Source organism: Actinomadura graeca (assembly GCF_019175365.1).
Lineage (GTDB): Bacteria > Actinomycetota > Actinomycetes > Streptosporangiales > Streptosporangiaceae > Spirillospora > Spirillospora graeca.
On sequence record NZ_CP059572.1, the window covers coordinates 5,641,552 to 5,664,962 of the forward strand.

18 protein-coding genes are annotated in these 23,411 nt (G+C 68.0%); 10 read left to right on the forward strand and 8 right to left on the reverse strand.

Translation table 11 applies throughout. From position 1 onward, the window contains the following. Positions 1 to 25 precede the first annotated feature (25 nt). From AGRA3207_RS25155 to AGRA3207_RS25165, 3 genes are all read left to right on the forward strand, one after another. Positions 26 to 196 carry a hypothetical protein gene (locus AGRA3207_RS25155; protein ID WP_231329471.1) on the forward strand — a complete coding sequence of 57 codons (171 nt, stop codon included), beginning with the start codon at positions 26 to 28 and terminating at the stop codon, positions 194 to 196. An 841-nt stretch (positions 197 to 1,037) separates the two neighbouring features. Further along, positions 1,038 to 1,886: a hypothetical protein gene (locus tag AGRA3207_RS25160; RefSeq protein ID WP_231329472.1), complete on the forward strand. Its 849-nt coding sequence runs from the start codon at positions 1,038 to 1,040 to the stop codon at positions 1,884 to 1,886. Positions 1,887 to 1,980: 94 nt separating this feature from the next. Beyond that, positions 1,981 to 2,334, forward strand: coding sequence for a hypothetical protein (locus tag AGRA3207_RS25165; RefSeq protein WP_231329473.1), 354 nt, complete (start codon positions 1,981 to 1,983; stop codon positions 2,332 to 2,334). A gap of 75 nt (positions 2,335 to 2,409) precedes the next feature. On the opposite strand, the gene AGRA3207_RS25170 is transcribed toward AGRA3207_RS25165, so the two are convergent. From AGRA3207_RS25170 to AGRA3207_RS25180, 3 genes are all read right to left on the reverse strand, one after another. Next, positions 2,410 to 3,513, reverse strand: coding sequence for a CU044_5270 family protein (locus AGRA3207_RS25170; RefSeq protein WP_231329474.1), 1,104 nt, complete (start codon positions 3,511 to 3,513; stop codon positions 2,410 to 2,412). Then, positions 3,506 to 4,069, reverse strand: coding sequence for an RNA polymerase sigma factor (locus AGRA3207_RS25175; protein ID WP_231329475.1), 564 nt, complete (start codon positions 4,067 to 4,069; stop codon positions 3,506 to 3,508). The genes AGRA3207_RS25170 and AGRA3207_RS25175 overlap by 8 nt, the downstream gene beginning before the upstream one ends. Before the next feature lie 118 nt (positions 4,070 to 4,187). After that, entirely contained in the window at positions 4,188 to 5,426 is a 1,239-nt protein-coding gene (locus AGRA3207_RS25180) for a DUF418 domain-containing protein (RefSeq protein ID WP_231329476.1), read from the reverse strand. A 149-nt stretch (positions 5,427 to 5,575) separates the two neighbouring features. Between AGRA3207_RS25180 and AGRA3207_RS25185 the strand changes: the two genes are divergently transcribed. The 4 genes from AGRA3207_RS25185 to AGRA3207_RS25200 all read left to right on the forward strand — a co-directional run bounded on the left by AGRA3207_RS25185 (position 5,576) and on the right by AGRA3207_RS25200 (position 9,983). Further along, complete coding sequence (locus tag AGRA3207_RS25185) at positions 5,576 to 6,238, forward strand: response regulator (protein ID WP_231329477.1); 663 nt, start codon at positions 5,576 to 5,578, stop codon at positions 6,236 to 6,238. Next, complete coding sequence (locus tag AGRA3207_RS25190; protein ID WP_231329478.1) at positions 6,235 to 7,362, forward strand: sensor histidine kinase; 1,128 nt, start codon at positions 6,235 to 6,237, stop codon at positions 7,360 to 7,362. The genes AGRA3207_RS25185 and AGRA3207_RS25190 overlap by 4 nt, the downstream gene beginning before the upstream one ends. A 912-nt stretch (positions 7,363 to 8,274) precedes the next feature. After that, the gene (locus tag AGRA3207_RS25195) at positions 8,275 to 9,093 is read left to right on the forward strand and encodes a 2OG-Fe(II) oxygenase family protein (RefSeq protein ID WP_231329479.1); all 819 of its coding nucleotides are present in this window, start codon (positions 8,275 to 8,277) and stop codon (positions 9,091 to 9,093) included. A gap of 53 nt (positions 9,094 to 9,146) precedes the next feature. Further along, positions 9,147 to 9,983 (forward strand): PhzF family phenazine biosynthesis protein, encoded by an 837-nt coding sequence (locus tag AGRA3207_RS25200; protein ID WP_231329480.1) that lies wholly within the window; start codon positions 9,147 to 9,149, stop codon positions 9,981 to 9,983. Positions 9,984 to 9,986: 3 nt separating this feature from the next. Here AGRA3207_RS25200 and AGRA3207_RS25205 read toward each other — a convergent pair whose 3' ends face one another. Next, a complete protein-coding gene (locus tag AGRA3207_RS25205; protein WP_231329481.1) occupies positions 9,987 to 10,451 on the reverse strand; it encodes a RidA family protein in 465 nt (154 codons plus the stop codon). A 230-nt stretch (positions 10,452 to 10,681) separates the two neighbouring features. Between AGRA3207_RS25205 and AGRA3207_RS25210 the strand changes: the two genes are divergently transcribed. After that, positions 10,682 to 13,687, forward strand: a complete 3,006-nt coding sequence (locus tag AGRA3207_RS25210) for an alpha/beta hydrolase (RefSeq protein WP_231329482.1) — start codon at positions 10,682 to 10,684, stop codon at positions 13,685 to 13,687. Between the two features lie 220 nt (positions 13,688 to 13,907). Next, positions 13,908 to 14,084, forward strand: a complete 177-nt coding sequence (locus AGRA3207_RS25215; protein ID WP_231329483.1) for a hypothetical protein — start codon at positions 13,908 to 13,910, stop codon at positions 14,082 to 14,084. Between the two features lie 1,196 nt (positions 14,085 to 15,280). On the opposite strand, the gene lanL is transcribed toward AGRA3207_RS25215, so the two are convergent. From lanL to AGRA3207_RS25230, 3 genes are all read right to left on the reverse strand, one after another. Next, positions 15,281 to 18,070, reverse strand: a complete 2,790-nt coding sequence (gene lanL / locus AGRA3207_RS25220) for a class IV lanthionine synthetase LanL (RefSeq protein WP_231329484.1) — start codon at positions 18,068 to 18,070, stop codon at positions 15,281 to 15,283. Between the two features lie 91 nt (positions 18,071 to 18,161). Then, positions 18,162 to 18,323: a cinnamycin family lantibiotic gene (locus AGRA3207_RS25225; protein ID WP_231329485.1), complete on the reverse strand. Its 162-nt coding sequence runs from the start codon at positions 18,321 to 18,323 to the stop codon at positions 18,162 to 18,164. Between the two features lie 125 nt (positions 18,324 to 18,448). After that, on the reverse strand, positions 18,449 to 20,482 hold the full coding sequence (locus AGRA3207_RS25230) for an ABC transporter ATP-binding protein (protein WP_231329486.1): 2,034 nt from the start codon (positions 20,480 to 20,482) through the stop codon (positions 18,449 to 18,451). A 350-nt stretch (positions 20,483 to 20,832) separates the two neighbouring features. Here AGRA3207_RS25230 and AGRA3207_RS25235 point away from each other — a divergent pair, with 350 nt between their 5' ends. Continuing rightward, the gene (locus tag AGRA3207_RS25235; RefSeq protein WP_231329487.1) at positions 20,833 to 21,945 is read left to right on the forward strand and encodes a serine hydrolase domain-containing protein; all 1,113 of its coding nucleotides are present in this window, start codon (positions 20,833 to 20,835) and stop codon (positions 21,943 to 21,945) included. Between the two features lie 741 nt (positions 21,946 to 22,686). Here the strand turns inward: AGRA3207_RS25235 and AGRA3207_RS25240 are convergent. Further along, entirely contained in the window at positions 22,687 to 23,337 is a 651-nt protein-coding gene (locus AGRA3207_RS25240) for a restriction endonuclease (protein WP_231329488.1), read from the reverse strand. Between the last annotated feature and the right edge of the window lie 74 nt (positions 23,338 to 23,411).

Here is a 23,411-nt window from a genome sequence, read left to right on the forward strand (position 1 = left end):
GGGCCTCTTGGTCGCCTGGGCGGGATTGACCAAGCCGGCCCGCGATGTCCTGAAGAACCAGGCCGTGCGCGTGCGCGTCTGGGAAGCGGCCGATGTTGTGAACGCGGTCCTGCGCACCTACGACCGGCTGCCCGAAGAGATCGCCGCCCGGATCCCTCTTCGCAGGGTCTGGATGCTCAGCGACACGAATGCCTGAATGCTCCCTCGGTCCTTACAGAGCGAGAAAGGCACCCGCGGGAGTTCTTGCTTATCTGATCGAGGGCAGTCGACGGCGGTCGAGCCTGAGACTCGCTGGGGCGACCGTATCCGGACATCTCCATACGTCGTCAGAAATTCACACCCATTGAAATCAGAGCCTTCGTCGAGGCGACGCATGAACGTGAGCACGGAACGCCGGAGATAGCCGCCACCTGCCGTCACCGTCTCGGGCGCTCCGGCCAGAGAACTGAGCAGGGTGGCCGTCACCAGGGCAGCCGAATACGAGAACAGCTTCATTGAATCCCCCGGTCGCGGTGCCGGGGCGGAGTGGCCCCGGCGAGATCCACCGTCACGAATGGCTCCCGTTGTTCACAAGGAGATTCGTGTTGTCAGCCTGTTCGACGTGCATTCCCGTACAGCCGGACACACGATCTGGCAGGCGATGTCCAGGGCAAGAACAGCTGCTCAGGGGGTCATACAACGACGGGACGCGACCGTCGCCGACGACGGAGCCCGCGTCCGCCGAAAAACTATTTCTCCGCACACAAGATGTGCAAGGACAGGCGGACTCCTGCGGCGAACACAATCGCGGTCCTACGTCGGCTTCCCCGGAACACGGTGTCGTCTCGCCATAGCGTTCCGGCTCACCGACCGGCATGCTCCCCGAGCCGGTCCGCCGGGACCGCCCGACCTGCGCGGAGTGGTCGTCTCCGAACGGCATCCCCCACGTGCCCGTGACGATCGATCTGCGAGATATCCGGGCGGAAACCGACAAATCGGATGTATGCTGTCCGCATCCGGCCCAGAATCGAATGTATCGTTCAGCTAGAATTCACCCCGTGCCCAGGCATAACGCATCACCGTCGGACGACGACGTCCGGTTGGTCGAGGCGCTCCGGGCGGGGCGGCCCGGAGCGGGCGGCCATGTGCAGAGCGTGTACGGGCCCGAGCTGACCGAGTACGCCGAGGTGCTGCTCGGCGACCACGACCGCGCGGTGGCGGCCGTCCGGTCGGCGCTGCTGATCCTGCGGGACAGGCCCGAGCTCGCCCCCTCCCCGGAGACCTTCCGGGACCGGCTCTACATGCTGGTGCGGTACCAGTGCCGCAAGGCGCAGAGGCGCGGACGCGGCCGGCTGGTGATCGCCGGAGCCGCCGCCGGGATCGCGTTGACCACCGCCATGCTCCTGTTGTTCGAGGTGTCCCGCGGAGAGAGTGTGAGCGCGCCGCCGATGGCGCTGACCCCGCCGCCCCTGACCGAATTCCCCACGCCGCCGCCCTCCGACACGCCGTCCCCCGATCCGACCGAATGGAAGGACAGGGCGACGACGCCGCCGCCGTCGCACACCCGGCCCCCCGGCAAGCGGCGCAAACCGGCGGACGTGCACGGACGGCTGGCGGTGCACGACGGGAACTGCCGGGTGTTCCACGCGATCGCGCTGCCGATCACGTGCCACGTCACGCTCACCGCCGAAGCCGGCCCGGTCGACTGGTCGGTCTCGGAGGTCCACGCGGCGAACGGACGGATCTACACCGGTGGAGGCGGGTCGCTGAAGCCCGGGGAGTCGGTCGCGGTGCCCGTCAGGGTGCGGCCGACCGCCCTCTGCAACCTCGGCGGCGGCGTCAGTGGAACGGTCTCATTCGCACCCGGCGGCACCGCGACCGTCCTCTACAGCTGCCTGAGCCTGTAACGCCACCACCCAGAACCAGGACACGCACTCGTGACCGCATCGGGCCGGGGCTTCCAGGGCGGCGCGCCGCAGGTTGCGGCGTAGCGTCATTGAGATGGACGACAGTCGATTACCTCCGCCATCCCGATGGGACGCCCAGCCGGAAACGAGACCTCCGCGGTGGAAGGTGCGAGCCGGGCGGATCGGCTTCTTCGCATTCGGCGCGGCCCTCACGACCATCGCGATCGCTTGTCTTGCCGGGAAGATCACTGTCGACAACGGGGCTGGCGAACCGGTTTCCCTCGCGGGTCGGCTGATCTTCTCCGGCATATCTCTGGTGTGGGGGGCCACGATGATCCTTACGGCGTTGACCAGCACCGATGAGGAGATCCTCTCGACCGGCGACGTGTCGGGGGAGGGGGAGAACGAAGTCGCCGTCGAGATCGACGACGTCGATATCGACTGGTAGGAAAGCCGATCTGGGACGCTGCCACGGCGATGCTCCCGAGCGAGGGTGAGTGCGCCCGGGAGCATCTGTTCATTTTCAGAGGCGGCGGGTGGGGAGGTCGGGGAGTGTGTCGGTCCAGCCTTGGCGGCGGACGAGGGTGTAGCTGTCGAGGTGACCGTGGAGGTAGCCCTCCACGGCGAGCGGGTGTCCCGTGCGCGGATCGACGATCAGCTTCTCGTCCAGCGCCCCGGTGTCGGCCCAGAAGGCCACTCCGCGTCGGCCGAGCCGGTCGGTGACGGTCCCGCGGCTCCGGCTGATCGGCAGGTCGGCCAGGACGCGGTACAGAGCGGCCTGCATGGCGGGCGGAACGGGGGCGCTGACCAGGAGGTCCGCGATCTCCTGCACGGTGACGGCGGTCGGCACCCCCTGGTCGGCCCTGCCTCCGGCTTGGGTCCACACCTTGTCCAGTGCCGCTTTGAGCGCCGCGGGATCGGTCGGCAGCCCGGCGATCTGGTCGAGGGTGACCGGAACGCCCGCGATGCTCGGATAGGTCGGCGCCTCCCGTGAGCCCGCGGGAACGCTGCGCTCCAGGCCGAGCGCCGCGGGCGGAGCCGAACGCATGCCGATGCTGGTGTGGTAGATCTGGCAACCACGGGCGCCCGGCGCCCCGGATCGGCGCCAGGCCCGCTCGTCCGCGCCGCTCAGCCTCCGGTCGGTGACCGAGTCGATGACGAGCCAGCTGGCGTCGCGGCTGGATTTCGAGGCCCACAGCCGCGCGTCACAAGTCGATGTGTAGCGATACAGCGGGTTCGCCGCGGGGGGATCACCCACGTGGCCGACGATGGTGCGGGTGCTGAGGTCGGCGGTCCAGTACCTGCCCGTCCCGCCCGCGGTTTCGAGCGCCGTGGCGGCGGCGAGCAGCGTCCGCCGCGCCGACGGCGGCGCGGGCTCGTGATCGGCCGGGTGGGTCACGGCGACCAGGCCGGCGACCAGCGCCGCAGTGGCGGCCGCGACGGAGTACCGGGCCGGACGGGGGAACCTGACGCCCGGCCGGGGCTTTTGCGTCGGACGGTCCGCCCGCGCCTCCGAGGCCGCCGCGACGGCGCGGAAACGTTCCAGCCGTCCGGGGTCGGCGGGCGGGTCGAGCTCGTCCGGCCGGACGCCGGACATCGCGGTCAGGAGATCGGTCTTCCTACTCATCGGTGCCTCCACTCTCACGTCGGGCGGTGTGCGCGGCGCCGCCGATCCGGCGTTCCAGGCGGCGGCGCGCCCGGTGCACGCGCATGGTGAGCGCGGGCCTCGAACAGCCGAGGACGTCGGCGGCCTCCCGAGGGGACAGCCCGTGCCAGCCGAGCAGCATGAGGACCTCGCGGTCCTGCTCCGGCAGCGCGGCCAGCCCGCGCAGGAGGACGTCCCGATCGGCGACCAGTTCGGCGACGTCGCCGGACACCGGCGTGGACGCCGCCCAGGCGGTCAGCTCCGCGGCGATCAGGTCCTGGCGCAGCGCGTCCCGGTACTGCTCACGGATCACGTTGCGGGCGACGCCGATCAGCCAGGCCAGCGGGACGTCCGGTACGACGTCACGGCGCCGCCACGCGATGGCGAACGTCTCGCTCGCGACCTCCTCGGCCTGCGCGGTCCCGACCCGCGTCACCGCGTAGGCGTACACGCGCGGGAAGTACCGGCCGAAGAGATCGTCGAACCACTCGGCCGGGCCTTGGGCCGCGCACTCGATGGCCGATCCCCGTCTGCTCAACCCACGCTCCTCCACTTCCGTCACACTGAGAAGTGGTCCACGGCAGGCAGATATCACACCGAACCCGAAAACCGGCCTGGGAAACGTCGCTACCGGCGTGAACGCGTAGAGCCCGCCGTCATCGGACGCGGCGGCTCGCCTTCGTCGCGCTGTACACCAGGTACTCCAGCGGCCCGCGCCGAAAATACCGGGACCACGCGAACGCCGGGAGGGTCACGGCGAGCATGAAGCCGATCAGGATGTGCGGTGGCCACTCCGGCAGATCGGTGCCCAGCGGCAGAAGCGCGACGATGTGGGCGACGTAGGCGGTCAGCGACATCGTGCCGACCGCGATCAGCGGGGCGGCCGGACGGCGCAGCCAGGGGAGGCGGTCGACGGCGGCCAGCGCCGCGGCGATCACCAGGAGGGACGTGCCGATGCCACCGGCCACCGAGAGGGTGGTCTCGCTGTGCGGCGCGGCGGCCGCCAGCCAGACGGCCCGGCCGTCCGGATCGCCGTCGGCGTCGGACCACCAGGCCGACGGCGCCCCGGTCGCGTCCGGAATGCCGGGGAAGAGGCGGAAGGCCAGCCACGACCCGCCGTACGCGAGCGTCACGAGGACCCCGCCGAGCGCCGCGAGACGGACGCGGACGGCCGTCGAGGTGAGGTCCAGCCGTCCGACGGCCATGCCCGCGATCACGAACGGCATGTAGGTCAGCGCCGGGTAGGTGCCGGTGACCAGTAGATCGAGGACGGCCCGGCCGCTCAGCCGGGTGACCGGGTCGAGTCCGGTGCCGCCGTCAACGGTGCCGTCCAGGAATCGTTGGAACACGTACGAGAGTTGCGGGCCGGTCAGCGTCCACACGGCCGCGATCAGCGCCAGCGTCCGGGCGCGGAGCCGGATCAGTGGCAGGGCGAGCAGGAAGAACAGGCCGTAGTAGGCGAGGATGACCTCCACCGGGGTCCCGGTCATGGTCAGCGCGGTGCCGAGCACCAGCAGGATCGCCGCGCGGATGACGATCTTCGCCGCGGCCTGCCTGCCGGGACGTCCGGTCTTCGGCGTGACGCGCCCGCCGATGATGACCAGCGTCACCCCGGCGAGCAGCGCGAACAGGGCCATGGACCTGCCGTGCGTCACCTCCGTGAGCGCCCCGGTCGCCCCACCATCGGCCGGGTCCGGGCCGACGTGCGCCGCGAACATCCCGAAGAGCGCCAGGCAGCGGGCCAGGTCGATGCCCACCAGACGTCCGGCCGTCGTCGCGCCCCGTCCGGCCGCCATCGCGTCGTGCCCGGCCGCCGTCGCGTCACGTTCGGGCGGCGGGGCATCGGGCTCGGTCTCCGAACGTTCGCGTTCGGCTGGGGGAGTCTCCTGTGTCATGGGTTCGAATCTCGCGACCGGGCGGGGCCGATCCCATCCGCTGTCCTTCCCGAGGCACCCGGCCGGTAGGACGGACCGGCCCCCGCCACCCGGCGGGTGTTCCGATCACGGACCCGGCCACCGGCATCGGGCGTGGTAGTAATCGGAACGTGATCCGCGTGCTTGTGGTAGACGACGAGGCACTGATCCGTACCGGTTTCACGCACATCCTCAACGCCGCCGGCGGCATCGAGACGGTCGGTGCGGTCGAGGGCGGCCGGGCGCTCCGCGCCGTCCGGGAACTACGTCCCGACATCGTGCTCCTCGACATCCGGATGCCCGACGTCGACGGGCTGACCGTCCTCGCCGACATCCGCCGCCTGCCCGATCCCCCCGTGGTGGCCATGCTCACCACGTTCGACACCGACGAGTTCGTGGCCGGCGCGCTGCGGTCCGGAGCGGCCGGGTTCGTGCTGAAGGACACCGACCCCGAACAGCTGGCCAACCTGGTCCGGACCCTCGCCGCGGGCGGGGTCGCGCTGTCCTCCAAGGTCACCCGCACGGTCGTCGACGGCTATCTGGACGCCGGGGCCCAGGTGTCGGCCGTCCGCGCGGTGGCGCGGCTGACCGGCCGCGAGCGGGAGGTCCTCGCGCTGGTCGCCGAGGGACTGTCCAACGCCGAGATCGGAGCCCGCGTCCACCTGAGCGCGTCGACCGTGAAGGACCACGTCAGCGCGATCCTCGCGAAGCTGGAGGTCGGCGGCCGTGTCCAGGCCGCGCTGGTGGCCGATCGCGCCGGCCTGCTCGCCCCGGGCGGCCGGGACCGCGCGTGAGACGGCGGTGGACGCCGCGGACCGGCCGGCGCGCGATCCCCGGGCCCGTGCTGGACGCGGGCCTCGTCGTCGTGTCGCTGCTGGACGTCTGGGTGCAGGCGGGATTCGGCCCGCGGTCCGACAGCGCGTTCGCCGTCCTCGCCTCGTGCGCCCTGCTGCTGCGCCGCCGCGCGCCGCTCGTGGGCTTCGTCCTGGCCCTGCCCGCCGTCCTGACCTCATTCGCCCTGGTCGCGGCGCTGATCGCCGTGTACTCCCTCGCGGCGCACACGCGCAGCCGGCCGCTGCTGGCGGTCTGCGCGGCGGCGTTCGCCGGCTGCTACGTGCTGCCCTGGCCCGCGCCCAGGGTCGGCGGCATCGTGCACGCCTCGGACGTGCCGGACCTGGCGTACGGCCTCGCGCTGGGCGCCGCCGCCGCGCTGCTCGGCCAGCTCGTCCAGGCCCGCCGTGACCTCGCCACCAGGCTGGCCGAGATCACCGAGGTGCGCGAGCACGAGCAGTTCCTCGCCGCGCAGAGCGTCCTCGCCAAGGAGCGCGCCCAGCTCGCCCGCGAGATGCACGACGTCGTCTCCCACCAGGTCAGCCTGATCGCGGTGCGCGCGGGTGCGCTCCAGGTCAGCACCGGGGACCCGGACGCCAAGGACGCCGCGTCCACCATCCGGCGGCTGAGCGTGCGGACCCTGGACGAGCTGCGGCACATGGTCAGCGTGCTGCGCGCCTCGGGCGGCCCGCCCACGGAGCTGACTCCGCAGCCCACCCTCGCCCAGCTCCACGCCCTGGTCGCCGGCTGCGGCATCGAGGCCGACCTGGACGTCGACCTGACCGGCGACCTCCCCGCCCCGGTGCAGCGGGCGATCTACCGGACGGTGCAGGAGGCCCTGACCAACGCCCGCAAGCACGCCCCCGGCTCCACCGCCAGGGTCGAGGTCCGTCAGCGGGACGGGACGGTGCGCACCGCCGTCACCAACACCGCCCCCACCAGGCCCGCCCTCCCGCTTCCGAGCGCCAGCCACGGCCTGATCGGCCTGCGGCAACGCGCCGAGCTCCTCGGCGGCGTCCTGGAATCCGGCCCCACCCCCGACCACGGCTACCGCCTCAGCCTCGACCTCCCAGTAACCTCCCCCTGACCTCCGCTCCTCGCGCTGACCCACTGCCCTCTCTTGACTCCGCTGACCTCGCAGTACGTCCACGGGGCCGTCATTCCGGGGTAAGGGCGATCCATTGAACAACTTCGGCTCTATTGAAGCTCGGTCGCTACATAGAGCACGTCGAGAAGAACATAGTCGTAACGATCGTGTCCACAGAGCAGCACGAGGCGATGGCGATTCGGCTCGGGCTTGTCAAGTTGCAATGGGCAATGCATTATCGTCGTAGTCGGCCGACTCCATCTCGCCTATCATCCGCTCATTCTACGCGGCATTGTCTTGCTTAAGAAGGACTTGCGACGGGCCTTGTGAGACACGTCACGTGGTTAGGCTACGGCAATACCTGATCAACCTTCTGTCCTCCTTGGCGGCGACGCAATGAGCTTCCTGAAATCGGTTGGTCGAACACTTAGAAAGGGGACAGCGTGGATCCCCACATTCTGGTAGTCAGGAGGAGAGCACGACGGTGTAGGCGATCTATTCGCCGGTCAGTGCGTCCCGCGCAAAACCCGATCACGCGAACGAATCGAATCTGGAACCTCGAAGCGTGATCACTAAAGAAAGAGGTTCGGCCCGGTCTCGACGATACTTGATCCATCGCACCGTCATCGAGGTTCCCGCCAAGGGTCACCGGATGTCGTGGCTTGGTGTGCAGCTGGTGCGCCCGAGTTCAGCGTGCTGTGATCAATTTGCGGAAGACCTACGTTCCATAAGGGATCACGAGCTACGGTATCGTCACGTCCATAACCACCGTTCGGGCCATGTGACTCAATATTGGAACGACACAAGCCCCTAGGCTTGCTTCTAGCTTGCAAAGAGGCGGGATAATGTGGCACATGACATGGTCGCCATCGGGCACCGGAGTAGCATCGGGCCTACTCTGACCCTTGCTGGATGCAGGTGATCCTGGTGAGCCGCAGTGGGCTACATGATCCATTCTTCGTTGCCGTATCGACCTCCCAGGTCCTTCGGCAAAGTATTGCCGATCTGGCAGCCGGGCGATGTGCAGCCGTCCGGATTTCCGGTTTTATGTCGGCAAAAATATGCCGTCAGGTTCTCGCTGCGTTGGAGACGGCATCGTTCGAGTCATACGGTGAGGAACGAGTCCAGCCGCAGGTACTCCGATTCGGCGTCGGTGTCAGCGATCACCGCGTGGACGGCGCAATCGCCGACACCTACTGGGAAGCGGCGGCGGCGTCCCGGCAGGCCTGGGAGGCGCTCGGGTTGCCGTTCGATCCCTTCGCCTACTGCCGCGACCGCCTTGGCGAAGACTGGCCCGGCAGCGTCGATGTCGGCACCTACCGCGGGCGGGAACTGGAGCCGGGTGTGGCGCGCGAGCCCAACGGTGGGTTCATCGTGCACTACGACGACGCGCAGCGCGAGTTCACCGACGGCTTCCTGGACGCCGGTCAGATCGCCCAGTTCGCTTTCAACCTCTATCTCAGCGTTCCCGCGAAGGGCGGCGAGACCGTAATCTGGCGACATCGCTGGGCACCGGCCGACGAGGCGTTCCGTCTGCCAGGCTCTTACGGTTTCGCCGATGGCGTCGTGGGTACGGCTGAGAGCCTCGAGATGAGACCGAAGATCGGTGAGGCCCTGCTCTTCGACCCTCGGAACTATCACGCTGTCCGTCCGAGCTTGGATGCGCGTCGAATCGCCCTTGGATTCTCAGTGGCCCTGACCGACACTGGCGATCTTCTCACATGGGGATAGAACAGTTCCTGCATCGTCGTGTCCGCCTCGTCATTGTCGCCTAGTCTCAAGGCATGGATGTTCTGCGGTACGCGGCCTTCGGGGTCGACGCGAGTGGCGGCAACCCGGCCGGTGTGGTACTCGGGGCGCGTGGCTGTGACGACGCGGAGATGCAACGGATTGCCGCCGAGGTAGGCTTCTCGGAGACCGCATTCGCCATAGCGCGTGCGGATGGCGGTATCGAGGTCCGCTACTTCAGTCCGCTCGCCGAAGTGCCGTTCTGCGGGCACGCAACGATCGCCCTGGCCGTTGCTTACGCGCACCGGCACGGGCCGGGTGAGTTGCGCTTGCACACGAAGGCGGGAGAGGTTCCGGTGCGGACCACTCGCGATAGGCAAGATGTCTACACAGCGACGCTTACCAGTGTCCGGCCGCGCACTGTCCGGATCGCCCCAGATGACCTCTTCGAGTTACTTGCCGCCCTACGGTGGGCGACCGCAGACTTGGACCGGGACTTGCCTGTGCGGGCTGCATACGCCGGAGCCTGGCATCCGGTCCTTGCGGTACGGGAACGAGCTCGACTGGCCGATTTGGACTATGACATGGCGAGGTTGAATCGCCTCATGCTTCGCCAAAACTGGGCGACGGCAAATCTGCTTTGGCGTGAGTCGCCAAAGGTGTTCCACTCCCGCAATCCCTTCCCGCCAGGTGGCGTACGCGAAGACCCCGCAACCGGCGCAGCCGCAGCGGCCCTAGGTGGCTATCTACGTGAAAGCAGCCTAGTGAGACCGCCCGTGACGATCACTGTTCGGCAGGGCGAGGACATGGGGCGGCCGAGCATCATCCACGTGACCGTCCCGGAGGGCTCCTCGACCGGCATTGAGGTCAGCGGCACCGCAGTGGCGATGTGAGAGTCAGGTTTGAACCTCGGCGATCATCTCGATCTCCATCGGCGCGTTCAGCGGAAGCCGAGCCACCCCCACGACGCTACGGGCGTGCCGGCCCGCTTCTCCGAGAACTGCGACGAGTAGCTCGCTCGCACCGTCGACCACGCTTGCTTGCTCAGTGACGCCATCGGCGGAGGCGACGTAGCCCGTCACTGTCGCGATCCGGGTCACGTTCGTCAGCCCGGCGACGACGTCGATTGCCGCCAATGCGGCCAGTGCGCACTGGCGCGCCAGAGCGCGTCCTTGGTCTACTGAGATTCCTTCTCCGATCCGCCCGGTGGCGACCACCTTCCCATCTTTCATTGGGATTTGCCCGGATATGTACACAATCTGTCCGGCGCGCACGGCGGGCACGTAGGTGCCTTTGGGCGGGCTGACCAGCGGAAGCTGGAGCCCAAGCGAAGTAAGTCGATCATAAGGGGAGAGGTCCATCTGATGACGATAACCGGCCGTTGCCGATCATAGGCGGTGCCGTCGAATGGGCCTTGATCGTTAGGCGATAGTTGTGACACAACTTGCCTCTTCGCTACGGAAACCTTACTCCCGAGTTAACGATCTTGTGGTGGGTGCTTTGCACTAGGAACTCCGTTGTGCAATCATTGATCCTTCCGTGTGGGGGGATTGCTGATAAATACTGACAAATTCGGCTGAAGGAGTCCGTCGTGGCGCCGGAACCCGTTCAAGTCGTCTTCGTGCACGGAGTGTTCTCTTCATCCACGAAGACCTGGCCGAACTTCGTTCGTCTCATCGAACAAGATGAAGATCTGGCCGGTGCCGTAACCTTGCTGACGTCCTTCGACTATCCTTCGCCGAAAGTACGCAGACGGCCTGACCGCAGGATCCCCGAACTCGAAGATCTGGGTCACCTACTGCGCACCTTCTTCCTGAACGAGGTCAGCCCCAGCGCCCCTGTCGTTCTCGTCGCTCACAGTCAAGGAGGTTTGGTCGCCCAGCGTTTCCTGGCGCAGATGGTCGGTTCCGGGGAAGGCAGAAAGCTCGCCTGTATCAAGCACCTACTCATGTACTGCTGTCCCAACGACGGCTCGCAGTACATGCTGGCGATGCGCAGATCGCTGTCTCGGCTGTTCAGGCCCCTGTGGTCTCCACAGGAGTCGACCCTGCGCCCACTCAACAAGGCGCTTGGTGATATCCAGGCAACCGTCGTGCGGGCCATTCTCAACGCCCGGGAAGTTAGTGACTCGACATGCCCGATACCGATTACGGCGGTTGCGGGTGTCAGCGACAACATCGTTTCACCGCATAATGCGACTGCAGTGTTCCTGGCGCGTCACCATGTCCCGGGAGATCATTTCTCGTCCGTGCGCCCAACAAGCGCCGACGAGCAGTCTTATCGTGTCCTGCGAGGGGTCTTGCTCGCTGCTGTGAATGCTGAGAGGGCCAGAGACGTCGCTGCGACGGCGTCTGAGGCCGGTCATGTGCGGTCGGGTCAGCCGCAGCATCCTGACGGGCCACCCGAAAGGTCTAGTGGTGGTGCTGCTCCACCATCGGCCCTCAGCCACGCGGGTCTTTCGGCGCCTGGTTCCGACGAATTGATCACTCCGCCGTTTGGCCAGCGGGACGCTGATCTGCAGGGGCGTGACGAGCAGATCGCCGAAATCATTGGCGGTGGTGTTCCAGCCGAGCCGCAGATCTTGGCCGGCCTGCCCGGTTCCGGTAAGAGCCGGATCGCCCTGGAACTCGCTGACTGGGCACAAAGGGGAGGGCGGGACGTTTGGTGGGTTCATGCCAGTCAGTTCAATCTGGCCATGCGTGTTGTCGCTGCGCAAGCAGGTGCTTCTTGGAGCCAGATCGAGGTCTCTTGGCGTGACGGAAGTAACACCGCGGACCTGGTCTGGGCCCATCTGAACGCTTACGAGAAGCCATGGCTGCTCGTGTTCGACAATGTCGACGACCCGGAGCTTCTCTCGCGGCTGGGCGGCACGGTCGCCGATGGAGATGGGTGGCTGCGTCGCTCCACAAGCGGCCGTGGCATGGTGGTGGTCACCACCAGGGACCGCAGCCCGGCCACCTGGGGTGCTTGGAGCACTCTGCGGGAGGTAAAGCCGCTTCCTGAATCGCACGGGGCGACGCTGCTCATCGAGCGGGCGGGCCCCCAGTGCGGCACCAATGAGGAAGCCCGGAGACTCGCCCAGCGACTGGGCGGGCTGCCATTGGCGCTCCGTGCCGCGGCTGACTACCTGCGGTCGGTCCGGGGCACGGAGGGAGTGGACAGCTCCTTGAAGATCGTCGATTTCGAGTCCTACCGCCGAGCGCTAGAGAACCGCTTCAACGAGCCCCCGGGCGTCGCCGACATCCCGCTGGGCGAGGCGTTCGGCTGGAAGATCGTGCGTAACGTCTTCGAGATGTCCCTGGATCTGATCGACGAACGTGGCAGCCCGCAGGCGGCGCGTCTGATGCGATTGTTCGCCTGCCTGAATATCGCACAGATTCCGTACAAACTGCTGTTTACTGGTCCGGCTCTGCCGTTGTCGCGGCTGTTCCCCGATCTCCACGACGCGGGCAGGGAGGCGGCGCTCGGCAGATTGGAGGATCTCTGCTTAATCGATCGGGACGTCCTCTCTTCGGTGGACGGTTCGCAGGTGATCGAGGTGCTGTCCATGCACGCCGTTGCCCACGGCGTTCTGCGCGAGAGCCAAGAGGTGCACCACAATGCAGATGACTATTACGGCCTGAACATAAGACTACTGCTTAATGCTCTCAAGGATCATCCTGCAGATCTAGAGAGAAGTTGGCAGATCTGGGGGTTGCTTGCGCCTCACTGCGTGGAAGTGCTTCGCGCCGTGTTGCGCCACCGAAACAGGAGATGGCGACGGAGTGTAGTGGTGTTGGCGTTGGAGCTTGCGCGGTCGACCAGCCGCTACCTGATCGTGCGGGGGCTGCTTCGTCCGTTGTACAACCTGCTGCCCGCGATCATCGAGAACTGCCGGTCGTACGAGTTCGCTCCGACCGACCGAGAGATCCTCGCCCTGCGTCATGAGAAGGGACGGTTGCTCCTCGAGATCGGAGAGTCCGAAGCGGCCGAAGAAGAGATGCGCAGTGTCGTCGCGGATCGGGAGGCCACACTGGGTTCGGATGCCCCGGATACATGGGCCAGTCGCCACAAGCTCGCCCGTGCCATCCTCGACCAGGACGATCCAGATCGTTGGGAAGAGGCCGAGCTCCTGCTGCGCGACATCACCGCTAGGGCCCAACGGGGAATCGATGGGTTTCGAATCTCTGATACCCAGGTGGTAGCCCATACTCTCGCCCGTGCCGTTCTTCTCCGCCACCACCCGGAGGAAGCTGAGCAGATGCTGCGATGTATCCTGCGTGTTCGTGGCCATTTGTGGCCAATGGCCACTCCTGAGACTCTTTTTGTTCGCCGCACCCTCGCTCAGTGCATGCTGGCTTACGGTGACCGGAAGAGGGCAGCCGAGGCCGAGGCTGAGGTCCGTGATGCGTTACAGCGGGTGCCCAAGCAACAACAGGACGCTCCCGTGGCCATGCTTCTGCGCCAGTCGCTGTGCTCGGCCTTGCTGCTACAGGAGCGGATCAGCGAGGTCCGAGAGATCGCCGAGGACCTGCTGGCGGACATGCGCCGTGTCTGGGGCGACTCCCATCCAACGACGCGTGAGTTCAAGATGCGCATGAGTCCGGTTCTGGTCTGATCAATTGATTGTGATCAACATGAATCATTGAACTTTCCGTGCTCTTATGCGTACATCTAGTGTGACCGGACGCACTCGGATACGCTGAGAGAGTCGAGGTCACCTCAGGCAATGCTCGTGCAGTCCAGAGTCGTCCATGCCGCCTAGCAGTATGGTGTGGACCTTTCCGTCCCCGCGCCAAGATCATCGTCGACAGGGAAGAGTGCAGGTGGACACGGTTATGAACTGGTTCAGGCGCGACATGTGGGATGACCAACCGGATGATCGGCCGGCGGCGGAGGAGAAGGCACAGGGAGACGAGCACTTACTGGAGATCGCGCAACAGTTAGCCTACGAGCTCGTGCAGGACGGGAACCGTGCAGCGGAGCGTCACGTCAAGGCCGCTCCGACGTTTTGAAGGCGTTGTTGCTTGGACACGCCTGTTAGCATCGGGGATCCTTCTCTTGCCGCCGATCTGCTTCCGCCGTGCCTCCAGAGGTGCCAGGGCCCTCTGCCCGCATAGTCGATCTCATAGCCATGGCGGTTTGAGATGGCACCGATGATGACTTCATGATCCGGCCTGCGGCACGCCGGTCGCCAACGGTGACCGCATTGAACTCGCGGGACGGGGCGGTCAGGCGGCTGCGAGGGGCATGCCTTGGTGTCGTGCCGACCCATACCCGACCATACCGGTCAACATTGGCTTAAAGACGCTGGAGATGCGTCAGCGATCCGATTCGCCCAGCGCGCTTCCGACACCTAACCGCTGATCCACTGACTGTGTCCTGATTCTTAGCCAGTAGCCGCGCTGCAAGGTCGATACTCCGAGAGCGATAGTATGGCCGCCGTGCGATAGATAAAGCTGACTTTGTCGCTGCCTTGGGGCCTGGTTGAGTGGTATGTGGGTGGCTCTCAGCGGGTGGGCGGGATGAACGATGCGGCCGTCTTGCTGTCTGAGGTGCGGCGAACACATGTTCGTCGATACAAAACGTATCACCGGCGGCCCCCCGTTGAGGGATTGGGTTACCCGCTTGCACTCGAATCTAGTTGACCGGGCCTCGGTCGAAAGGTGACGGGGCTCCACTTGCCGGTCGGGTCGCAGTCATTCTGTATGAAGTGATCGTGCTAGACCCTCACTTCTCGTATTATTTCTGCTTTTGCGGCGGGGCTAAGCGTATTCGGCTGTTCAAGTAGCCCTAATGTATAAAGACGCATTGCTCGCGCCGATCATCACGCTAAAGGCCGCGCTGCCGATGTCCGCCTGATGGACGGTGAGCAGGTCGTGCGCCTAAATGACGATTGATTCCTCTTTGTAACGAGATCATCTGTTTCGAAGATGTGTCATGGTTGTTTGATCATTCGATCATGATATTTTTTACGATGTATGGCGCACTGGGGCCTACGGTTGGGCAGCGGGTGAGTTCTTTGCGGCGCTTGTGGTCACGGATCTATGTGGCGCGCATATCTTCTTTCCTTGTGGCTATGGTCTTTTTCGGCAATATTGTGGTTGATGTGAGTCCCGATCTGTTGTTGGACGTTTGGTTGCCGCGCTCATCAACGGACTAGTGATTGGTTCCGGAGTTGCTTGGGTGACGTTACCGTTGCCGAGACGTCTCAGCTGGTCCGTTCTGTGGCCGGGACGGCGGGTGGGTCGATCCAGAGGCGGGGGGCGTGAGGGGCGTGGAGGCGTCGTAGGAAGGACAGGACTCCGCTGCTTCCGGTGGCCCAGCCACCACTCGTGCCGTGCTGGGAGTGGTCCGGGAGAACGGGGGCGTCCGGGGTGCCGCCGGCGCGGTCGAGGATGTGCTCAGCGACGGTCGTGGCGTGGTGCTGGTAGGCGGTGTCGCCGGTGACGTCGTGCAGGTCCAAGTAGAACTCGCCCAGGCCCGCCAGCCCGCAGCACTGCGACACCACGATCATCGTCGGGGCCAGGCGCAGGCAGGCGGCGGCGGCTTGACCGGCCAGGTCCAGATGCTGCGGATCCGCGGGGGTGGCGACGCGGGTCAGGACCGCGCCGATTCCGGCCAGGCCCTGGCAGAACGAGGCGTGCATCGGCCGGGCGGTGGGACGCCGGGCCGCCTCAAGGAGCCCCGGCAGGTGGTGGCCGAGCACGGACAGGTATTTGCGCGCCGTCGCCTCGATGGACGGGTCGTTGGTGGCGGCGTGCAGCGCGTGCAGGAAGAGGGTGGCTCCCGCCAGTCCGTGGGCGAGACCGAGGGTCCGGGACACGGCGGTGCAGTCGTCGTAGTCGACGTCCCGGCCGTCCAGGGCGGACGGGTCGCGGGCGACGAGATGCCCGGCGTAGCGGACGGCGGCGGAGAGGTGGGCGGCACCGCCGGTCAGGTGCCACAGGTGCAGCCGTCCGAGGCCGATGCCCGTCACCCCGTGCATGAAGTCGTGCTGCTCGATGCGATGGGGTGGGGGCGAGGGCATGCCGTCGGCCAGGGTGAGGAGGGTGGCGTCGTCGAGGGCCCGGCCCGTGGCCGCGACGAAGAGCGCCGTGCCGGTGGTGCCCATCATCAGGGAGGCGGGCGGACGCTGGAGGGTGAGCATCCCGCATGACCAGTAGGCCAGAGCGCGCACCAGGTCGTCCACGCCGGGACGGTCGAGGTGGTGCAGCAGCTCCATGCCGATTCCGGCGGCCCCGTAGGAGGCGCCCGCGGGGTTGGCGAAGCCGCCGGCCGACCGCTCCCGGCCCGTCAGCAGGGTTTCGGCGTGGACGATGACCTGGCCGAGGGTGTGGCCGGTGATGGCGGGTAGGTCGATCGGCCGCCGCGGCGATGCCGTCGATGCCGTCGAGGGGGCAGGCGATGGCGTGGGTTGCGTGACGTGACCGGAGCGCAGCCGTTGGGCCGCGGCGCGGCGCATGGCGGGGTCGGGGCTCATCAGGCCGACGATCACGCCGGTGCGGTCCCGGCCGTCGAGCAGGGCGGCGACCCGGCCGACGTCGTGATTGCGGGGGTCGCCCGCCAGCCAGACCGGGGCGAGGCCGGTGACGGCGTAGAAGAGGGTGGCGCCGAGCGAGTAGTAATCGTCCTCGATACAGGGGGGCCGCCGCTGTTCCTGCTCGGGGGAGCTGTAACCCGGCGTCCAGCCGTGCAGGGCGGCGCCCTCGACGTGGCTGATCTGGAAGTCGATCAGGTGGGGACGGCCGTCGGCGTCCATCACCACGTTCTTGGGCGCCAGGTCGCGGGCGATGACCCCGTGCCGGTGGATCTCGTCGAGCGTCGACAGCAGCGCGGCGGCCAGGCCGGCGGCGTCACGTCCGGGACGATCGGGGTCCGCCCGGTCGGGGCCCGCCCCGTCGGGGGCCGGACGGTCGCGTCCGGTCGTGAACGGGACTGTGTCTTGTGGGGGGGCGACCCCCCACGCCCCCCGGAACGGCCCGTTGTCGATCACGTCGCGCAGCAGGGTGTGCGCGCCCACGTCCGTGAGCGCCAGGTAGTCGGCGGCGCCGTGCCGGAAATGGTCGATCACCTTCGGCACACCGGCGACGGACCGCAGCAGGTGCAGCACATGGCGCTCGTGGCTCAGCCAGGTCCGCACGTCGCGGCCCTGGTCGTCCTGGTTGACGTGGGCGAGCGCCTCCTTGAGGATCACGGTGCGGCCGCCCCCGGGGTCGGTGGCCCGGTAGACGCCGCCCTTGGCGTTGATGGTGATCGCCTCCTGGACGGGATACCGCCCGCCCAGCGTGATCGGCTGCGGCACGGTGCCCTGACCTGCGGCCGCCGCGTCGCCACCGGGCTGGGCGGTGGCGTGCGCTGCTGCGGCCGCGGCGTCCTGCGGGGGCTTGGGGGCGAACGGGTCGTCCAGCCATGGAGGCGTCCACACCACCGGTCCGGCGACGCCCGGATGTGCCCGCCCGTCGGGATCGGTCACGCACAGGTACAGGTCGCCGTTGTCGTTGAACTCCATGCGGGCGCGGAACGGCCCGTAGCGGTAATAGACGGGGGCGTCCGCCCGTACCCGCCGGTCGCTGTTGATCCGCGGGCCGGAGAGGCCGGTCAGCGCGTCGGCCAGGTCGTGTGCCAGGCCGGTCACCCGGTCGGGTGCCGGGTAGACGGTGATGGCCTTGCCGACCGAGCCCGGCGGCGTCTGCACGGAGTTCAGCTCGTCCAGATGCCCGCGAGAGCGGATGACCTTGAACCGGCACGACGTCGCCGTCAACACCGGGACGGCGCGCCGCAGCGTCTCGGCCAGCGACAGGGGATGCGCGGAGACATGCAGCTTCCATCCCTGATCAGGGGGCCGGAAGCCGGGATCGTCCACATCGAGCCAGAGGCCGCCCGGGGTCACCACCCGGCCGCTGCCCTCCAGCAGATCACCGAGCAGCCCGGCGGTCTCCTCCTCGTGTTCAGTGCGGCCGTCCGCGGAACCGGGCGGGCCGGGGATTCCTGGCGACATGTGACCTCACAAGGAAGAGGGGCCGGAGCAGGCGATGATCCGCCCGCTCCGGCCCCGGGGCTTCACGGTACGTGGACCTGTCCGCCCCGTATCACAGGGTGTAACCGTCGCAGCGGAGCGTCCAGCCAGAGACGCAGGTGTTGCGGCACGCCGCTCCGGCGATGTTCACCTCGTCGCTGCTGGGCGCCATGGCGAACAGGCCGGCGGTGTCGATCCCGTCCGCCTCACGAGGGGCGGGGAGCTCAGATGACACGACCACTCCTTTCCTTGCTGTAGCTGGGCAATTACATAAGGTAGCCATTGCTGGACGAGTGTCGCCATCGGCCGACCGGCAAAGACTCCGGAGATCATTGACAGCAGGCCGATCCACAGGCCGGTTCACGGTTGGCCGTGCTCGCCGCCCGAGGCGGTGCGCTCGGCCGGGCGGTAGGCCGACGCCTGGAGGTCGTACAGCTCGGCGTACAGCCCGCCGTTCCTCATGAGCTGCGCGTGGGTTCCGTGTTCGGTGATGCGGCCGCCGCTCAGGACGTAGATGCGATCGGCGTGCCGGACGCTCGCGAGCCGGTGGGTGATCAGCAGGACGGTCCGGCCGCGGCGGGCGGCATGGGCGCGGATCTTGTCGAAGAGGTGGTGCTCGGCGCGGGCGTCGAGGGCGGCCGTGGGCTCGTCGCAGATCAGCAGCGGCGCGTCCCGGTAGAAGCCGCGCGCCGCCGCCAGCCGCTGCCATTGCCCGCCCGACAGTTCGAGCCCGTCGTGGAATCGCTTGTCGAGGAGGGTGTCCAGCCCGTACGGCAGGTCGGCGATCACCTCGTCGGCGCCCGCGGCGGCGACCGCCTGATCCACGGAGCGCCGCACGGCCGGCACCCCGACGTCGTCCCCCATGGTGATGTTGTCGGCCGCGGTCATCGGCCAGTGCGTGTGGTCCTGGGCGACGACGGCGATGGCGCCCCGGACGACCTCGGGGTCCAGGCCGTTCACCGACAGGTCGTCCCAGCGGACGTGCCCCCGCTGCGGGAGGTAGAGACCGGCCAGGACCTTCGCGAGCGTGGTCTTGCCCGATCCGTTCTCCCCGACGAGCGCGACGATCTCGCCGCGCCGCAGCCGTACCGATACCTCGTGCAGTGAGGGGGCCGTACCACCCGGATAGGTGAAAGTGACCTCCTCGGCGCTGATCTCCTGGAACCGCTTCAAGGTCTCGATCTGGCGCAGCGCCTCGGGCGCGGTGCAGGACGACCGGCCGTCGCGGGCCCGGCGCACGCCCGCCTCCGCCCGCCGGCAGTAGCCCAGGTAGTCGCTGAAGTACAAGCCGTCCTCGTAGCAGCGGTTCAGCGAGTAGATCAGGTTGACCAGCGAAGTCTGCCCCGCGCGGATCGCCAGGACGGCGGTGCCGGCGACGGCCAGCGGCATGACGCCCCGCCACAGCAACGTGCCCAGGGCCGCGTACATCAGGGCGATCGCGACACCCTTGAGGACGTCCCCGCAGACCCGCGTCACGGTCTGACGCCACGCCAGGTCCAGCGACACGGCGCGGATGTGACCGGCGAGCTGGGTGTACCGGCGCAGCAGGAAGCCGCGGACCGTGAAGGAGCGCACCTCGGCCGCGTGCAGCCGCTCGGTCATCAGATCCGCCATGATCCAGCTGCGGCGCTGGACCTCCACCAGGTTCAGCTGGGTGAGGTATCCCAGCCGGGCCGCCGCGACCGCCGCCCACGCCTCCGGAAGCGCGGTGAGCAGCAGCAACGGCAGGAGCAGCGGGTGGAGCACGCCCAAGGCACCGGCGGCCGCGGCGACCCCGACCACGGCGGTGAGCAGGTCCACCGTGTGGTCCACCATCAGCGGAGCCGCCTCCGCGCCCCGCAGCCGCGCGCGGTGCAGGTCGTCCTGGAAGCCGGCGTCGTCGAAGGCCGCCAGCTCGACCGCGGTGGTGACCTCGTACAGCCGGAGTTCGACGATCTGCTGGACCTGGGGCCGCAACCGCGCCTGCGCCCACTGCGCGACCGCCGCGCACGCCGCACGGATCGTCACCGCCGCCCCCACCATCAGCAGCTGCGGCGCCGCGGCCCGCACCTTGTCGGGCGTGGGCCCCGCCGAGAACAACGCCGTCAGCACACCCGTCGTGGCCAGCAGCCCGAACGCGGTGAAGACACCGGCGATGACATTGAACGCGACCGTGACGGCTAGGTCAGCCCGGTTGGCCCGCCACCCCAACCGCATCACCTGCCCCACCAGCGCGGGCAATTGCCGCGACATGGTGAGCATCCCGGTCTCCGCCAGCTCGGTGGCCCGGGTGTGCCAGGTGTGCCCGCTCAGTTCCGGCCCCAGCGGCGCCGTCCTCGACCGCCGTTCGCGCCGCTCGCGTGGTCCGCGCTGTTCGCGCCGTCCGCGCCAGAGGACCAGCCGCCGCAGCTTCATCGCACCTCCACATCACCCGCCGAAGGGGCGACGTGACACCGGGGCCGCACCCACGTGGCGTCCCTCGGAGCAACACGCCTTATAGCTAAGCGTCACCGAAGCGATGCGCTATGTCACGGGATTCTGAAACCCCGTGCCCCCGGAGACACCAGAGCTGCCGGACGGCACCCTCGACGCCGACGGCCGCGACCTCCGCCGACGGCCGTCGGGTGCGACTCCCACCCGACGGCCGTCGGGTGCGACTCCACCCCCCGACAGGCGGGGGTACGGCCGACGGTCGGGGGATGGCGGGCGCTGCCACCCGACGGTGATCATGAGCCTTGGACGCACACCCTGCAGAAGGAGACAGCATGCGCCGCAGGAGGACTTTCGTCGCGGCCTTGGTGGTCATGACCTCCCTGGTGACCGTTCCGTCCGCCCTGGCCGGGACGTCCCGGTGCGACACCGATCCGATCCGAACCGCGCTGGAAGGGCTGCGCCACGTCGGTGCCACCGGTATCACCGTGACGGCGAAGAGCCCCCACTGCGGCGTCCGGAACAGCGGCGTCGGTCTCGCCGACCTCCGCACGGGCCGCAAGGTCGTCGGTGACGAGCACGGCCGCATCGCCAGCAACACCAAGACCTGGGTCGCCACGGTCGTGCTCCAGCTCGCGGGGGAGGGCAGGCTCAAGCTCGACGACACGGTCGACCGTCACCTTCCGGGCCTGATCCGGACCAAGCGGTACGACGGCCGCAAGATCACCATTCGGCGGCTGCTCCAGCACACCAGCGGTCTGCCCGACTACATGGACGGCCCGGGCTGGGAGGACGAGGACGATCACCGCTGGGACCACTCCACGCCCCTTGAGACGGTCGAACAAGCTCTGAGACTTCCGCCGCCCGACCGTGCCCCGTCCGGCTTCTCCTACTCCAACACCAACTACAACGTGATCAGCCTGATCGTCGCCCAGGTCACCGGGCACGGCATAGGCACCGAGCTCAAGCGCCGCATCATCACGCCACTCGGCCTCCGCCACACCTCGTGGCCCGGTGACCGCACCACCCTCCCCAAGCCCGAACTCCGCGGCTACGCCGAACGCGACGGCAAACTGGCGGACCGGACAGAGTGGAACGTCTCCGGCGCCGACGCGTCCGGCGCCCTGGTCTCCACCGGGCCCGACGTCACCGCCTTCTGGACGGCCCTCTGGTCCGGCAAGCTGCTGGCCCCCGCGCAGCTCGCCGAGATGAAGCGGACCGTCCCCGACGGCGAGGGCGGCCGCTACGGCCTCGCCCTTGAGCGCTACGAGACCGCCCCCGGCTTCGTCACCTGGGGCCACAGCGGCTCCATGGAGTCCGGCCACAAGCTCCGCAACGCGGTCACAGAGGACGGCCGCCACGCCGTGACACTCCTGATCGGCTCGGAGACCTTCAACGAGCCAAAGCTCGACCGCATCGTCGCCACCCTCCTACGCACCCTCCGCTGAACCCGTCCCGCCCGCGCCGTCCGCGCCGTCCGCGCTGCGTACGCCGTCCGCGCCGGGCACGCCGTCCGCGCCCGTGCAGGCCGTCCGCACCCGTGCCCCCCGTTCGCAGCGTGCACACCGTCCGCGCCGTTCACGCAGTGCGCGTCCGTGCAGGCCGTCCGCGCTAGCCGCGCCGTCCGCGGCCGTTCGGACGCGTCCGCCGTGTCCACACCCATCCGCCGCGCCCGTGCCGCGCGCACCGTCCGTGCCGGGTGCAGGCGCGCGGACGAGGCAGGCGCCGCGGTCACTGACGTCCCACATCAGCGCGGCCACCCTCCGCATTCCGGGGCTGGAAGGGTGCCTTCGGGTGTCCCTCGCTGACGCCCCCGCCCGCGCCATGCACGCAGTCCGCCGCGTCCGCACCCGTGCAGGCCGTGCCCACCCGTCCGCGCCCGTGCAGGCCGTCCGCGCCACGCACGCCGTCCGCGCCACGCACGCCGTGGACGCCGTCCGCACCGTGCAGGCCGTCCGCACATGTGCAGGCCGTCCGGAAGCGTGCACACTCATACGCGGCGCGCACAAGCCCGGGAGGGTAGTGCTTCCCAGCCAGTGTCCGCCGCCCTAGTGAACCAACGCGGCGCCGCACAGCCGGAAAGCGGAACCCTTGCCCCCGTCCTTCCGACCACTGCGCTGCTGGTCGGCGCAACCGCTAGGGGGAACAAGGCCGCTGCCTGACGGATCACATCTCCGACACAGTACGGATCAGCTGGCGGCTCCGTAGTGGGTGTCCGCAGCGATGCCGAGGACGTCATGCAGGTGGACGCCGTCGGTGGCCCAGCGGATGAGGGCGGCCTTGTCGATGAGGTGGATCTGGGCCTTGGCGGAGAAGGCGAGGGCGTCACGGGTGTACCCGCTGGTGGTGACGACGAGCTTCAGCCGGGCCTCGTAGATGTGCCAGGCGGCTCCGGCGACCTTCTGGACGTCGTCGGACTTGACCTTGTTGTTCGGGTTGTAGTGCTTGACCTGGACCATCCAGCGTTCGCCGAGGGCGGGGTCGTAGCCGATGACGTCACCGGAGAAGTCGCCGGCCTTGCCGGTGTGCTCCGCTGCGATCCCGTCTCGGCGCATCAGGTGCACGATCGCGATCTCGAAGTCACGCCAATGCATGTCCCGCATCTCGTCGAATGTCAGGCTGTAGGAGGTGACCCTCTGTCGGCGTTCCAGCTCGGCGGCCCACAGCGACCGCCAGTAGCGGTCGGCACCGAACGCGATCACTGCGAGCGCGGGCAACGCCAGATACCAGTAGGTGATCGACGCGCTCCACAGCAAACGCAGAAGCCAGATCAGGGCGAGCGGCAGGAGCGCCCATGCGGCCCATCCGCTGGCACCGCGCGGCCTTCTGGGTAACGTCAACCAGCCCGGCACCCACCACACTCGTAAGCTCCCGAGCTCTTCGAACCGTTCGCGACCCATGCGCTCCTCCAGCC

Excerpts from the sequence above, each read along its gene's own strand:
- AGRA3207_RS25235 (WP_231329487.1), top strand. The coding sequence starts at position 20,833 with ATGCGCCGCAGGAGGACTTTCGTCGCGGCCTTGGTGGTCATGACCTCC.
- AGRA3207_RS25215 (WP_231329483.1), top strand. The coding sequence starts at position 13,908 with ATGAACTGGTTCAGGCGCGACATGTGGGATGACCAACCGGATGATCGG.
- AGRA3207_RS25170 (WP_231329474.1), bottom strand. The coding sequence starts at position 3,513 with ATGAGTAGGAAGACCGATCTCCTGACCGCGATGTCCGGCGTCCGGCCG.
- AGRA3207_RS25180 (WP_231329476.1), bottom strand. The coding sequence starts at position 5,426 with ATGACACAGGAGACTCCCCCAGCCGAACGCGAACGTTCGGAGACCGAG.
- AGRA3207_RS25230 (WP_231329486.1), bottom strand. The coding sequence starts at position 20,482 with ATGAAGCTGCGGCGGCTGGTCCTCTGGCGCGGACGGCGCGAACAGCGC.
- lanL (WP_231329484.1), bottom strand. The coding sequence starts at position 18,070 with ATGTCGCCAGGAATCCCCGGCCCGCCCGGTTCCGCGGACGGCCGCACT.
- AGRA3207_RS25205 (WP_231329481.1), bottom strand. The coding sequence starts at position 10,451 with ATGGACCTCTCCCCTTATGATCGACTTACTTCGCTTGGGCTCCAGCTT.
- AGRA3207_RS25195 (WP_231329479.1), top strand. The coding sequence starts at position 8,275 with ATGCAGGTGATCCTGGTGAGCCGCAGTGGGCTACATGATCCATTCTTC.
- AGRA3207_RS25165 (WP_231329473.1), top strand. The coding sequence starts at position 1,981 with ATGGACGACAGTCGATTACCTCCGCCATCCCGATGGGACGCCCAGCCG.
- AGRA3207_RS25200 (WP_231329480.1), top strand. The coding sequence starts at position 9,147 with ATGGATGTTCTGCGGTACGCGGCCTTCGGGGTCGACGCGAGTGGCGGC.